Below are 13,956 nucleotides of genomic sequence, written 5' to 3' on the forward strand. Positions count from 1 at the left end.
TTTTCTTATTCTTTCAAATGAATATACGAAATTTTTAAAATAATATGACAAAGGAATTATAATGTTATATATAGAATATAAAACAGGTTAAAAGAAAAGAAGCCGAATGTAGTCAGCTTCTTTATGGTGAAAATGAAATGTTTGAATATAGCTGATACATCTTAGAATTACCAAGACGTTAGTTATGTATTCTAGATTTCATCTTTCATCAATTTTAAAAATCTGTGGTTCCATATATTTTCATAAAAATCAATTGTCTCTTTTGCGGACATAAATGGATTATTTAACGTAGAGGTTGCTTTCTGGAACATGAAGTTTTCGTACCCTAGTCCATGGGCAAATTTAATCGTGGTATCCATACAGTACTCTGTTTGGGCACCACAAAATTCAATACGATGTACAGATAATTGATCTAAAATCTCTTTCAAGTTTGTGTTATAAAAAGAATTGGCATGTGTTTTTCTTACAAAAAAATCTTGTTTTTGAACATCTAAATCTGAATGAATAGCCCAAAGGTCTTTTTCAGGTACTAAATCATCGTCACAATGTTGAACGAAAAGAATGGGTTTATTTGATTTTCTGTATGAAGAAATTCTTTTATTTACTTTTGTAAGTAAATTTTGTAAATTAAATAAATGCTCCTCACTATAACATACTCCATTTTGTAAATCGATAACGATTAAAACATCTGCACATGTATCCATTATTTTTGCCCCTTTTTTACTTCTTAATATATCAATTAATTCATTACTTGGAAATAGATAGTGATCTGTCATTTTTTTTATGAATTATACGAAGGGTTGACAAATATACTTATCAGCGTAAAAAAGAAGATATGATAACTTAATTTCATATCTTCTCTGCTTTCTATGCATTTACAGGCTCTTCTACATAAGAAAGGGCATTTTCAAAATCGGATATTAAATCGTCAACATTTTCAAGACCGACGGATAGCCGAAGTAATGAATTTGAAATCCCTCTTTCATCACGAGCTTCTTGCGATAGTGCTGCATGTGACATTTTAGCTGGGTAGGAAAGGATCGATTCGACAGCCCCTAAACTAACCGCAAAGACAGGTAATTTTACTTTTGATAAAAATTGGCGAAGTGCGTCTTCTGATTGTAAAGTGAAAGATAGGACAGCTCCTGCTGATGTAGCTTGAGATTGTTGAATGTTAAATCCAAGATGTGTTTGTAATCCTGGATAATAGACATTTTGAACTTTAGCGTGCTCTTGTAAATAGTGTGCAATTTTATTGGCATTAGCAGCTGAATGCTCAAGACGTACATGCAATGTTTTTAGACCACGAAGTACGAGAGAACAATCTTGCGGGCCTAGAATAGCGCCGAATGAATTTTGTAAAAAGCCAAGTTTTTGAGCGAGGTCGGTATCTTTTACAACTGCTAATCCGGCAGTAACATCACTATGACCGGCAATGAATTTTGTGGCACTATGAAGAACGACATCAGCGCCAAGGTCAAGTGGTTTCTGGAATAGTGGTGTCAAAAATGTATTATCAACAAAAGTAAGGGCGCCAATAGATTTTGCAAGTTTAGAAACAGCACGAATATCTGTCACTTTTAAAAGTGGATTGGAAGGTGTTTCTACATAAAAGAGTTTTGTATTTGGCTTAATGTTTTGCTTTATTTCTTCTAAATTGGTCATATCAACAAATGTATGTGAAACACCGTAACGGGAGAGAACTTCAGTTATCATTCGATAAGTTCCTCCGTATACGTCTTCTGAAATGAGTACGTGATCACCTTGTGAAAGGAGGAGGAATGCAGTAGAAATCGCTGCAATTCCTGATGCGAAGGCAAATCCTTTTGTTCCGCCTTCTAATAAAGCAATGATGTCTTCAAGAGCTTCACGAGTTGGATTGCCTGACCTGCTATAGTCATATTTCCCGAACGTATCTACATCAAATTGGTGAAATGTTGATGTGTTATAGATGGGAACGTTAACAGCTCCTGTTTGCGAGTCATGTTTATATTGGTTGTGCAGTAAGAGTGTATCTATAGAATAACTCATATTCTTACACCTTCTTTTACAAGTTTAATGGCTTGCTTTAAGTCTTGAATTAAATCGTTACTATTTTCAATACCAACGGAAAATCGAAGAAGACGATTACATACACCGTTTGCTGTTCTAATTTCTTCAGGAATATCAGCGTGTGTTTGTGTTGCTGGATATGTCATTAAACTTTCAACACCACCGAGACTTTCAGCAAATGTAATTAAGGATAAAGATTGTAAGAATGGATTAATCCATGTTTCATCTTTCAGACGAAACGAGATCATGCCGCCTCTTCCAGGATAAAATACATCTGTCACCCCATCCTCATCATTTAAATAAGCAACAACTGCTTTTGCATTTTCTTCATGTTGTCTCATGCGAAGCGCTAACGTTTTCATACCACGAATTAATAGCCATGAGTCAAATGGACTTAAGACTGCACCAGAGGCATTATGATAATGAGCGATTTCCTCACAAAGTTCCTTTCCTTTTGCAACGACAAGTCCGCTTAGTACATCGTTATGACCACCTAAATATTTCGTTGCACTATGAAGTACGATATCGGCACCTTCTGTTAATGGCTGCTGTATATAAGGTGTGTAGAATGTGTTGTCTACAATAAGAAGTAGTCCGTGTCTTTTCGCTACAGTTGCAACAGCGGCAATATCGGTAACTTGCATTAATGGATTAGTTGGAGTTTCTATGAAAATAGCCTTCGTTTTCGTTGTGATGGCTTGCTCAATTTGTTTAATAGATTGTGTATTTACGTATCTACATCGAACGTTCCACTTTTTTTCGTGCTCAGCAAATAATCGATAAGTGCCACCGTATAAATCTTCGGAAACAATAAGTTCGTCTCCAGAGCGGAATAGGGAAAGGACAAGAAGAACGGCTGCCATCCCTGAACTACAGGCATAACCTTGTTCACCGCATTCTAAGTCTGCGATTGCCTGTTCTAATAGGCCGCGCGTTGGATTTCCAGTTCGTGAATAATCAAATCCAGTAGATTTACCAATTCCTTCGTGACGATAAGCAGTTGAAAAATAAACAGGTGGATTAACAGTTCCTGTTGTAGTTTCACTCCGGTTTCCGATTTGCGCTAATTTTGTTTCGATAGTTGACATGTGAAAATTCCTCCTTTTTAAATTGAACCATTAGTTGAATATAAAATAAAAAAGCCTTCTAAGAAGAAGGCTTTCGGTTTGAATAGAGTCTTCTTCTCATCTGTCAAATCTTTCACAATTTGCTGGAATTAGCACCTTATTAACAAATGTTAATGGTTGCTGAGGCGTCATAGGGCCAGTCCCTCTACCTCTCTAGATAAGAATGTTCGTATGAAATTTTATTATGTTTTTAACTTTACAACAAAAGATAATTGAATTGCAACTTTATTTTAAATAATTTTTATTTTTCCGCAAGTGTCATTGACTTTTGTATTTGTGCGTGCTAAATTTATAAAAAAATTAACAAACATTGTTAAAAGGGGAACGCATTTCCTTTTAGCTACATAAATAAAATAATAAAGACAAACTCTTATTGAGAGCGGTGGAGGGAAAGGCCCTGTGAAACCCGGCAACCTTCAAACGAAATGTTTGAAACGGTGCTAATACCTGCAAAACGAATGTTTTGCATAATAAGAGGAGGATCGATTATGTCCCCCTCTTCAAAGTGAAGAGGGGGTTTTTATATTGATAGAAATGAGGGAGATTTGTGAAATTACTAGATTTATTATCAAAAGGAATTGTAATAGGTGATGGTGCGGTTGGGACGTTATTACATTCACATGGTTTGCAAAGTAGTTTTGAAGAATTGAATATATCTGATCCAGATTTAATTATATCGATTCATAAGCAATATGTAGCGGCTGGGGCAGATGTGATTCAAACAAATACGTACGGAGCAAATGAAGCGAAATTACGTATGTATGGATTAGAAAATCAAGTTACTGAAATTAATAGAGCGGCAGTAAAACTGGCGAAAGCATCTGTTACAGATAGAAATGCAATTTTAGGCACAATTGGTGGTATGAAACATATCGGGGCGGTTAAGACAACTGATATGGAGCGAGAATTTATGTTACTGGAACAGGCAAGTGCATTATTAGAAGAACAGGTTGATGGACTGCTATTAGAGACTTTTTATGATGAGTTTGAATTACTTCATGCTGTCCAGGTGTTACGAAAAGAAACAAATATTCCAATTGTAGCGCAATTGGCGTTACATGAGGCGGGTACGACTCAAAATGGAAATGATGTAAATGAAATATTAAAACAGCTTTTAGATTACGGTGCAAATGTTGTTGGATTGAACTGCCAACTAGGGCCACTTCATATGACGGAAGCTCTTAAAATGATATCGATTCCGAAAAATGGTTACTTGTCAGCATATCCAAATGCAGGTCTCCCAAATTATGTAGAGGGACGATACGTATATGAGGGAAGTCCAGCTTATTTTGAAGCGATGACACCGAAATTTATTGAGCAAGGTATTCGGTTATTGGGCGGTTGTTGTGGCACGACTCCAGAACATATTGAAAGTATGAAACGTGCTACTCTAAATGTTACGCCTGTAATAGAAAAGGATACGGTTCAAAGACCGAAAGTAGTTCATACACATGAGAAACGTTCAAAAGCTCATGTCACTTTAGCAGAGAAAGCAAAAAAACAAACGACCGTAGTAGTGGAATTAGATCCACCAAAAACGTTAGATACGCAGCGGTTTTTTGAAGGCGCAAGAGCATTGAAAAGAGCTGGAGCAGATGCTATTACTCTAGCAGATAATTCATTAGCATCGCCCCGTATCTCGAATATGGCAATGGGAGCATTATTAACGAAGCATGATATTCCGGTATTGACGCACTTAACATGTAGAGACCATAACGTCATCGGACTACAATCTCATTTACTAGGATTATCAGCGTTAGGCATGGAAGAAGTGTTAGCTTTAACTGGAGATCCAGCGCGCGTTGGTGATTTTCCAGGTGCCACTTCTGTATATGATTTGTCCTCTATCGAGCTCATTAAAATGATTAAAGAAATGAACGATGGGCGTTCCGTTTTAGGGAAATCCATTGGACCGGCAACAAGGTTTTCTGTGGGCGGTGCATTTAACCCGCATGTAAGACATTTAAAAGCAGCGGTTAAGCGAATGGAACGGAAAATAGATGCTGGAGCAGAATATTTCTTAACGCAGCCAATCTATGATATCGCGTTAATTGAAGAAGTGTATGAAGCGACAAAGCATTTAGAACAACCTATTTTTATTGGAATTATGCCATTAATAAGTAAACGGAATGCAGATTTTCTTCATTTTGAGGTGCCCGGTATTACTTTACCTGAAGCAGTAAGAGAGAGAATGGATGGACATGAAACGAAAGAGGCAGCAATTGAGGAAGGGATTCGTATTTCTCAAGAATTAATCGATGCGGCGATGAAATACTTTAACGGCATTTATCTTATTACACCATTTTTAAAATATGAAATTACAGAACATCTTGTTAAATATGTGAGAGAAAAGCAAGAAGTGAAAGAAGGTATTAATTGATGAAATGTATAGAAGAAAAATTACAAAATAACATCTTAATATTAGATGGTGCAATGGGAACAATGATCCAGCAAGAGGACTTAACTGCGGAAGATTTCGGAGGAGAGGAGTACGAAGGGTGTAATGAGTATTTAGTAGAAACAAGACCAGATGTTATTTTAAAGATTCATAAAGCCTATATTGAAGCTGGAGCGGATATTATTGAAACAAATACATTTGGGGCAACCAATATTGTACTAAGTGATTATGAGTTATCTCATTTAGACGAGGAGCTAAATGAGAAGGCAGCGCTTTTAGCGAAGCAAGCAGTCGAAGAAAGCGGGAAGGAAGTATATGTTGCGGGAGCAATGGGACCGACAACGAAAGCGATTAGTGTTACTGGTGGTGTAACGTTTGAAGAATTAATTGAAGCTTATACACGGCAGGCAAGAGGATTGTTGAAAGGAGAAGTGGATGTATTACTCGTTGAGACGAGTCAAGATATGCGTAACGTGAAGGCTGCTTATATTGGAATTCAAGCGGCTTTTGATGAACTAAATACAGTTGTACCTATCATGATTTCGGGAACGATTGAACCGATGGGGACGACTCTAGCTGGGCAAACAATTGAGGCTTTTTACTTATCGGTAGAACATATGAAGCCATTATCTGTTGGATTAAACTGTGCGACTGGTCCGGAGTTTATGAGAGACCATATTCGTTCTCTATCTGATTTATCGGAGTGTTACATTTCTTGTTATCCAAATGCAGGTCTTCCTGATGAAGATGGACATTATCATGAATCTCCATCCTCGCTTGCCGAGAAAGTGAAGCGATTTGCAGAAGAAGGATGGGTTAATATTATCGGTGGTTGTTGTGGTACAACACCAGAACATATAAAAGCAATGAAATCCGTATTAACGTCTCTTAAACCTCGTGAACAGCAAGAGAGAGCGGGACATGGGGTTAGTGGATTAGAGGCACTGCAATATGATGACTCTATGAGACCGTTATTTGTTGGTGAAAGAACAAATGTTATTGGATCACGTAAATTTAAAAGATTAGTAGCAGAAGGGAAATTTGAAGAGGCTGCTGAAATCGCTAGAGCGCAAGTGAAGAAAAATGCTCATATTATTGATATTTGTATGGCAGACCCGGACCGCGATGAAATAGAAGATATGGAAAACTTCTTGGCAGAAGTTACGAAAGTGTTAAAAGTACCGATTATGATTGACTCAACAGATGAACATGTGATGGAGCGAGCTCTTACTTATATTCAAGGGAAAGCTGTTATTAATTCAATTAATTTAGAAGATGGAGAAGAGCGATTTAAAAAAGTGACACCGCTTCTTCGTAAATATGGTGCTGCAATTGTAGTTGGAACAATCGATGAAGATGGAATGGCAGTAAGTGCGGAAAGAAAACTAGAAATTGCGAAAAGAAGTTATGAGTTATTGACGACGAAATATGGTATACGCCCATCAGATATTATTTTTGATGCACTTGTATTTCCTGTAGGGACAGGTGATGAAGAGTATATTGGCTCGGCGGCTGCGACGATAGAAGGGATTCGCCTTATTAAAGAAGCATTACCAGAGTGTTTAACGATTTTAGGTGTAAGTAACATATCATTTGGTTTACCACCAGCTGGTCGCGAAGTGTTAAATTCCGTCTTTTTATATCATGCAACGAAAGCAGGGTTAGATTACGCGATTGTAAATACGGAAAAATTAGAGCGCTATGCGTCAATTCCTGATGAAGAAAAACGCCTTGCAGATGCATTGCTTTTTGAAACGACGCAAGAGACGTTAGAAAAATTTACAAACTTCTATCGCGTGGCAAAAAAGAAAGATGTTGTTGTCCAAGAAACATTAACACTTGATGAAAGGCTCGCAAATTACATTGTAGAAGGTACGAAACAAGGTTTACACGAAGATTTAAGTCTCGCACTTACAGAAGGAAGAAAACCTTTGGATATTATTAATGGCCCACTTATGACAGGAATGGATGAGGTAGGACGATTATTTAATAATAATGAGCTTATCGTTGCTGAAGTATTGCAAAGTGCTGAAAGTATGAAAGCTGCTGTAAGTTATTTAGAGCCACATATGGAATCTAGTGATAGTGCGAAAAAAGGGAAAGTATTATTAGCAACTGTAAAAGGTGATGTGCATGATATTGGGAAAAATCTCGTTGAAATTATTTTAGCAAATAACGGATATGAGATTATTAATTTAGGAATTAATGTTCGCTCGGATCGAATTGTGCAAGAAGTACAAGAAAAGAAGCCTGATATTATAGGTCTTTCTGGTTTATTAGTAAAATCGGCTCAACAAATGGTAACGACTGCTGAAGATTTAAAAGCGGCGGATATTGATATTCCAATTGTTGTAGGTGGGGCAGCGTTAACGAGAAAGTTTACAGATAATCGCATTTCGCCATCTTATAAAGGGCTCGTATGTTATGCGAGTGATGCGATGACGGGGCTGGATATTATTAATAAGCTTCAAAAAGAAGAAGAGCGTGAGAAGATGAAGCAGGATAAAAAAGAACGTCATCTTCATATCGTAACAAAAGAAGAGAAGAAAGTAGAAATTCCAGCAGTAATTGAGCCATTGCCGAAGGCTGAGGTTATCGTGCCGGATTCAACAAAACGAATTGTATTAAGAGATGTTCCTGTTTCACATCTCGCGCCATTTCTAAATAGACAAATGCTGCTTGGACATCACCTTGGCCTAAAGGGAAGTGTGAAGAAACTTTTGCGAGAGGGAGATAAAAGAGCGCATGAATTAAATGATTTAATAGATGAATTATTGCAGGAAGGACAATCTTGGTTAAAACCGAAAGCAGTGTATCAATTTTTCCCAGCGCAAAGCGACGGACAGAATATTGTAATATATGATCCAGAAGATCATACGCGTGTTATAGAGCGTTTCACATTCCCAAGACAAGGAAAAGCACCATATCGTACTTTAGGTGACTATTTACGCCCAGTTGGAGATGAGATGGACTATGTTGCTTTCCTATCTGTTACGGTTGGAGAAGGTGTTCGTGACATTGCTGAAGAGTGGAAGGCGAAAGGTGATTATTTACGCAGTCATGCTATTCAATCGTTAGCGCTCGAACTAGCAGAAGGACTTGCTGAAAAAACACATATGCTCATTCGCGATCGCTGGGGGATTCCAGATTCGCCAGAATTGACGATGGAAGAACGCTTCCGTACGAAATATAGAGGGATACGAGTGTCCTTCGGTTATCCAGCATGTCCAGAACTCGCAGATCAAGAAAAGTTATTTCGCTTAATTCATCCAGAGGAAATAGGTATTTCAATAACGGAAGGATTTATGATGGAGCCAGAAGCGTCTGTAACGGCTATAGTATTTTCTCACCCCGAGGCAAGATATTTTAGTGTATTATAGTCTAGAAGGGGGAGACGTATGAAAAAAATAGTCTTTACAGGTGGCGGTTCGGCAGGGCATGTAACACCTAATTTAGCCATCATTCCACATTTACAAGAACAAAATTGGGATATTTCTTATATTGGTTCTCATCAAGGAATTGAGAAAACGATTATAGAAAAGGAAGGCATTCCGTACTATAGTATTGCGAGCGGAAAGCTACGCCGTTATTTTGATTTAAAAAATATAAAAGATCCTTTTCTTGTGATGAAGGGTGTTATGGACGCGTATGTAAGGATTCGAAAACTAAAACCAGATGTGATTTTTTCAAAAGGTGGTTTCGTATCTGTACCAGTCGTAATAGGCGGATGGTTAAACAGGGTACCAGTTTTATTACATGAATCTGATATGACGCCAGGACTAGCAAACAAAATTGCGCTCCGTTTCGCTTCGAAAATATTTGTTACATTTGAAGAAGCTGCGAAACATTTACCGAAAGAAAAAGTAATTTATACAGGATCTCCTGTACGTGAAGAAGTACTAAAGGGAAATCGTGAAAAAGGTTTAGCATTTTTAGGTTTTTCACGTAAAAAGCCAGTTATTACAATCATGGGAGGAAGTTTGGGCGCAAAAAAAATTAATGAAACGGTTCGAGAAGCGTTACCAGAACTTCTGAAAAAATATCAAATTGTTCACCTTTGCGGAAAAGGTAATCTTGATGATAGTTTACAAAATAAAGAAGGATATAAACAATTTGAGTATGTACACGGAGAACTGCCAGATATATTAGCCATAACAGATTTTGTTATTTCACGTGCGGGCTCTAATGCCATTTTTGAGTTTTTAACATTGCAAAAGCCGATGGTTTTAATTCCACTATCGAAATTTGCAAGTCGTGGAGATCAAATACTAAATGCAGAGTCTTTTGAGAGACAAGGATATGCTTCCGTATTGTATGAAGAAGATGTGACTGTGAAATCTCTTATAAAGCATGTCGAAGAATTAAATCAAAATAATGAAGTGTATAAAACAGTTCTAAAAAAATATAATGGAAAAGAAGCAATTCAAACAATCATTCAACATATTTCAGAGGCATGATGAAACAATCATGCCTCTTTTAGTAGGATGAAAGATTCCAAGAAACGGTGTTTTTATGTTACAATAGCAAATGGATTAGTAGGGAAATTCCAATTAATGAAGCGTGAAAATACGAATGGATTAGGAGTGACTGTGTTGGAGCTAAGTCTCTATGAAAATACTGCACTTATTATATGCTTTGTGTTGTACGTTGGTAGTGTTATTGTTTATATTTCAAGGAAATTTTCGCAAGAAAGAGAGCTTGAAAAATCAGAAATAACAGCTGAACTAGAAATGTTAGCTGATGAAAGTTATAAAAAACAAAAAATAAAAGAAGACCATGAGGCATCCCATCATTTAAACGCAAATAAGTTTTAAAGATGGGGATTTTTTTTGAAGGAGATGCAGCAGAATTTGCATCTTATGTTATGAATCATGTGAAATAATAATAACTACCTAAAAGGTTATAAAAGTGATCTTTTGGGTACAGTGATGATAAGAAACATATATAAAGGAGTACATAATATGAAATTAGAAAATGGATGGGAAACGAGCTTTTTAGAAGTCGTACAAAAAAGTGAATTTAAGAAAGAGGCACTTCTTAGCCAATTACTTTTTGCAGATAGTGAAGAAGTTGAGGAACTTGTAGATGATTATGGTTATGAAGAAATCATTGACCGCGAACATGATGATGAATTAGCTCATATTTTAGGAGAAGAACTTTTTAGTGAGATGGAACGACACGTATTCTTATCTTCACAGTCAGAAGAAAAACTTATTTCATTTGTAAATGGATTAGGTTTTCATGTGTTAGATTGGATCGTTCTTCTTGAAACAGAATTTGGCATCGATAGTGCACACTTTACGTCGGATGCTGTGAAAATGTTAGAAAAGCGTTTCAGACAATTTCCATACATAGAAGATAAAACAATTTTTGACATGACATTTGGAGAAGCAATGGATGTATTAGAGTCTATTACAGGATTACAACTGAAAGAAAAGATGAATGTATAATGTAAAAAAAGAACGTGAGACTATCACGTTCTTTTTTTACATTATAATAATTTTATCATCTAGTTTCGTTTGTCCGCTAAGAAGTGCGTTTAAATATTCCACTTTTCTTATACAGGCTTGTATATGTCTTTCAACCTCTTGTAACTCTGCTTGGTGATGCGTTTCAATAGGATGAATTTGTACGTTGAATTTTTCAAATTGACTACTATATGTTATTTCTGCATAGCCGCTCATAATATCTGTTTCGTTATGAAATAAAAATTGCTTCGTTTTGTCACAGAATGATACATCTTGAAATCCATATACTTTTAATGCTTCAATTACTTTTTTTATCATTTTTGTATTCATTTTTTTTAACCCTCTTTACGAAGTTCTACTTATACATTATAACATAAAAAATTACATAGAAAGCGCTTCCAAGTGTATTTTATTATAAACTTTACGTTTCAATCACAAAAATGAAACAAAGAAAAAATAATTGTAAAGAAGGAAGGACTCTTTTATTGTTTCGTCATATATATAGAGAAATAGTGCAATGAAAGGAAATTTTCCGAGGTGGAGATCGTATTTCCAATTTGAGCGCAGTAAAAGAGGTGAAGATCTTGAACTTTGATATTGTAGGACAAAAAGCATATATAAAAGATGGACCGCATCGGAACCGAATTGGAATTGTAAAGAAAAACGAGACAAAATTAGAATCGCAGTTTGCTATTGTAATTGGAGAACAAATCATTGATGTAGAGCTAAAGGATATCGTGTTAGTTGGAGTAGACGTAGGACAATTTCATAAATGGTGCGAACAAAATGGTTATTTGTGAAAAGGACGGGCTGTGAGATAATGAAGTATATGTGAGGAAAGAGAATATGTTATTGTATTCTCTTTTTCTATGTGTAAGGAGACGGAGATGAAGTATACAGAACGAGATTTTACATTGGAGTTAAAAGAGAACATTCAATGCATGGAGAAGGAAATAGAGAGAATAGCATTTAATCTATTTAAAGATTATTCACATTTGTACATAGAAAAAAACATGGAATTATTTATAGAACTCATCAGAGATAAAGAAAATCCTTTTGAAACAGGATATTCTTCATCAATTTCGATAGCTGTATTAGATGAAGAAGGAAAGATGATTGAATTTTATACAGTTCCTATCTGGGAATGTTGTAGTTATTTTTTAGGAGTACCGCTTCAAATAAGGTTTTGGGGAAGTAAGTTAAGTGGTGAACTTGTTGATGAATCTTATTGTGAGATAGAGGAGGAGTTAAAGGAGCGGTTGGAAGAATTTTTACAGTTTGCAGGTGAGGAATAATAGTTAATCTGTAGTTTATAATTAATAGTTATTAAAAAAATGAAAAACGGTGTAATTTCTTTATATCTGTACATAGTGTTTGAAACAATATGTTATGCCTTATGTATAAAAGATAAAGAGGAAGATGAAAAGAAATAAAAAGGGACGCTAACATTTTTGTTAGCGTCCCTTTTTATTATGAAGCAATTTCACCAGTTTTTGTATCATCTTGATTGTACGTATCTTGATCTAATTCACCAAGCCATTTACTAGAAATAAGACCTGCTGTCATAGAACCACTTACGTTAAGAGCTGTACGCCCCATATCGATTAATGGTTCAACTGAGATAACAAGAGCAACAATACCGATTGGTAAGTTCATTGTAGATAGTACGATTAACGCTGCGAATGTTGCACCGCCACCAACGCCGGCAACACCGAATGAGCTAATAGCAACGACAGCGATTAAAGTTAAAATAAATTGTGGTTGTAATGGATCAATTCCTACAGTTGGAGCGACCATCATTGCAAGCATTGCTGGATAAATACCTGCGCAACCGTTTTGTCCGATAGATACTCCAAATGATGCTGCGAAGTTTGCAATCCCTTCAGAAATACCAAGTTTTTCTTTTTGAGCTTCAATATTTAATGGCATTGCACCAGCACTAGAGCGAGATGTGAATGCAAATGTTAATACAGGGAACACCTTTTTCAAATATTGAATTGGATTTAAACCAGATAGAGCAATTAATAATAAGTGGATAACGAACATTACGATAAGTGCCACGTAAGACGCTAACACGAAGTTACCAAGTTTTAAAATAGCATTTATGTCGCTACCAGCAACTGTTTTTGCCATAAGAGCTAATACGCCGTATGGAGTAAGACGTAAAATTAATGTTACCATACGCATTACAATTGCATATACAGCATCAAGCATTTTCTTAAATAGCTCTGCTTGTTCTGGATATTTTCGTTTTACACCTATAAAGGCGATGCCGATAAAGGCTGCAAATATTACAACAGAAATTGTTGAAGTTGGACGAGCACCTGTTAAATCAAGAAATGGATTTGTAGGTAACAGCTCTAATAATTTATCTGGAATTGTTGTCTTCTCAATAGAAGTAAATCTTTCTTCAACTAGCTTCAGACGAGCAGATTCTGCATCACCTTGTTGCAGACCAGTTGCAGATACATCAAATCCTGCACTTGCAGCGATACCGACAGCTGCAGCAATTCCTGTAGTCAGAATTAAAATTCCGATAATAAGACCACTAATTTTACCAAGGTTTTTCGTTAACTGTAATTTTGTAAATGCTGAAATAATAGATACTAAAATAAGTGGCATAACGATCATTTGAAGTAACTTCACATAACCGTTACCGATTAAGCCAAACCAAGTATTTGATTCAATAATTACTTTAGAAGTTGGCTCATAAATAAATTGTAATATAAGACCGAAGATAATTCCGACTCCTAAAGCGGTAAATACACGTTTATTAAAAGATACATGCTTACGTTGCATATAATATAATACGCCAACTAAAATGAGCATGACTGCAACGTTAATTCCGACAAGCAGTGTATTCATGATGATTCCCCCTAATTCCAATCTGTTATATAGAATATAAATCAAT

12 protein-coding genes and 2 riboswitches are annotated in these 13,956 nt (G+C 36.1%); of the genes, 7 read left to right on the top strand and 5 right to left on the bottom strand.

What is annotated here, in order from left to right; translation table 11 throughout:
• Positions 1-191: 191 nt before the first annotated feature.
• The 3 genes from QCI73_RS06280 to metI all read right to left on the bottom strand — a co-directional run bounded on the left by QCI73_RS06280 (position 192) and on the right by metI (position 3,140).
• Complete coding sequence (locus QCI73_RS06280; protein WP_316149253.1) at positions 192-704, bottom strand: cysteine hydrolase family protein; 513 nt, start codon at positions 702-704, stop codon at positions 192-194.
• Positions 705-867: 163 nt separating this feature from the next.
• Positions 868-2,031, bottom strand: a complete 1,164-nt coding sequence (gene metC, locus QCI73_RS06285; protein WP_000122291.1) for a cystathionine beta-lyase — start codon at positions 2,029-2,031, stop codon at positions 868-870.
• Positions 2,028-3,140 carry a cystathionine gamma-synthase/O-acetylhomoserine thiolyase gene (metI, locus tag QCI73_RS06290; RefSeq protein WP_327922496.1) on the bottom strand — a complete coding sequence of 371 codons (1,113 nt, stop codon included), beginning with the start codon at positions 3,138-3,140 and terminating at the stop codon, positions 2,028-2,030. The genes metC and metI overlap by 4 nt, the downstream gene beginning before the upstream one ends.
• 93 nt (positions 3,141-3,233) lie before the next feature.
• A riboswitch (SAM riboswitch) is annotated at positions 3,234-3,343 on the bottom strand.
• Between the two features lie 203 nt (positions 3,344-3,546).
• A riboswitch (SAM riboswitch) is annotated at positions 3,547-3,656 on the top strand.
• Between the two features lie 70 nt (positions 3,657-3,726).
• Here metI and QCI73_RS06295 point away from each other — a divergent pair.
• The 5 genes from QCI73_RS06295 (at position 3,727) to QCI73_RS06315 (ending at position 11,027) form a co-directional block, all read left to right on the top strand.
• The gene (locus tag QCI73_RS06295) at positions 3,727-5,559 is read left to right on the top strand and encodes a bifunctional homocysteine S-methyltransferase/methylenetetrahydrofolate reductase (protein ID WP_353822657.1); all 1,833 of its coding nucleotides are present in this window, start codon (positions 3,727-3,729) and stop codon (positions 5,557-5,559) included.
• The gene (gene metH / locus QCI73_RS06300; protein WP_353822658.1) at positions 5,559-8,957 is read left to right on the top strand and encodes a methionine synthase; all 3,399 of its coding nucleotides are present in this window, start codon (positions 5,559-5,561) and stop codon (positions 8,955-8,957) included. Before QCI73_RS06295 ends, metH begins: the two co-directional genes overlap by 1 nt.
• An 18-nt stretch (positions 8,958-8,975) precedes the next feature.
• On the top strand, positions 8,976-10,034 hold the full coding sequence (gene murG / locus QCI73_RS06305) for an undecaprenyldiphospho-muramoylpentapeptide beta-N-acetylglucosaminyltransferase (protein WP_353822659.1): 1,059 nt from the start codon (positions 8,976-8,978) through the stop codon (positions 10,032-10,034).
• Positions 10,035-10,130: 96 nt separating this feature from the next.
• On the top strand, positions 10,131-10,391 hold the full coding sequence (locus tag QCI73_RS06310) for a DUF3966 domain-containing protein (protein WP_000817964.1): 261 nt from the start codon (positions 10,131-10,133) through the stop codon (positions 10,389-10,391).
• 147 nt (positions 10,392-10,538) lie between these two features.
• On the top strand, positions 10,539-11,027 hold the full coding sequence (locus QCI73_RS06315; RefSeq protein WP_353822660.1) for a hypothetical protein: 489 nt from the start codon (positions 10,539-10,541) through the stop codon (positions 11,025-11,027).
• 36 nt (positions 11,028-11,063) lie between these two features.
• On the opposite strand, the gene QCI73_RS06320 is transcribed toward QCI73_RS06315, so the two are convergent.
• The gene (locus tag QCI73_RS06320) at positions 11,064-11,375 is read right to left on the bottom strand and encodes a hypothetical protein (RefSeq protein WP_001093238.1); all 312 of its coding nucleotides are present in this window, start codon (positions 11,373-11,375) and stop codon (positions 11,064-11,066) included.
• A 254-nt stretch (positions 11,376-11,629) separates the two neighbouring features.
• Here QCI73_RS06320 and QCI73_RS06325 point away from each other — a divergent pair, with 254 nt between their 5' ends.
• Positions 11,630-11,845: a DUF3912 family protein gene (locus QCI73_RS06325; RefSeq protein ID WP_001008330.1), complete on the top strand. Its 216-nt coding sequence runs from the start codon at positions 11,630-11,632 to the stop codon at positions 11,843-11,845.
• 87 nt (positions 11,846-11,932) lie between these two features.
• Entirely contained in the window at positions 11,933-12,340 is a 408-nt protein-coding gene (locus QCI73_RS06330; RefSeq protein ID WP_353822661.1) for a hypothetical protein, read from the top strand.
• Positions 12,341-12,515: 175 nt separating this feature from the next.
• Here QCI73_RS06330 and QCI73_RS06335 read toward each other — a convergent pair whose 3' ends face one another.
• Positions 12,516-13,910, bottom strand: a complete 1,395-nt coding sequence (locus QCI73_RS06335; protein ID WP_001094339.1) for an L-cystine transporter — start codon at positions 13,908-13,910, stop codon at positions 12,516-12,518.
• Between the last annotated feature and the right edge of the window lie 46 nt (positions 13,911-13,956).

Source organism: Bacillus cereus group sp. MG16 (genome assembly GCF_040459875.1).
GTDB classification, from domain to species: domain Bacteria; phylum Bacillota; class Bacilli; order Bacillales; family Bacillaceae_G; genus Bacillus_A; species Bacillus_A paranthracis.

Coding starts and splice junctions, on each gene's coding strand:
- QCI73_RS06280 (WP_316149253.1), bottom strand. CDS start 704: ATGGATACATGTGCAGATGTTTTAATCGTTATCGATTTACAAAATGGA.
- metC (WP_000122291.1), bottom strand. CDS start 2,031: ATGAGTTATTCTATAGATACACTCTTACTGCACAACCAATATAAACAT.
- metI (WP_327922496.1), bottom strand. CDS start 3,140: ATGTCAACTATCGAAACAAAATTAGCGCAAATCGGAAACCGGAGTGAA.
- metH (WP_353822658.1), top strand. CDS start 5,559: ATGAAATGTATAGAAGAAAAATTACAAAATAACATCTTAATATTAGAT.
- murG (WP_353822659.1), top strand. CDS start 8,976: ATGAAAAAAATAGTCTTTACAGGTGGCGGTTCGGCAGGGCATGTAACA.
- QCI73_RS06310 (WP_000817964.1), top strand. CDS start 10,131: ATGAAGCGTGAAAATACGAATGGATTAGGAGTGACTGTGTTGGAGCTA.
- QCI73_RS06315 (WP_353822660.1), top strand. CDS start 10,539: ATGAAATTAGAAAATGGATGGGAAACGAGCTTTTTAGAAGTCGTACAA.
- QCI73_RS06320 (WP_001093238.1), bottom strand. CDS start 11,375: ATGAATACAAAAATGATAAAAAAAGTAATTGAAGCATTAAAAGTATAT.
- QCI73_RS06330 (WP_353822661.1), top strand. CDS start 11,933: ATGAAGTATACAGAACGAGATTTTACATTGGAGTTAAAAGAGAACATT.
- QCI73_RS06335 (WP_001094339.1), bottom strand. CDS start 13,910: ATGAATACACTGCTTGTCGGAATTAACGTTGCAGTCATGCTCATTTTA.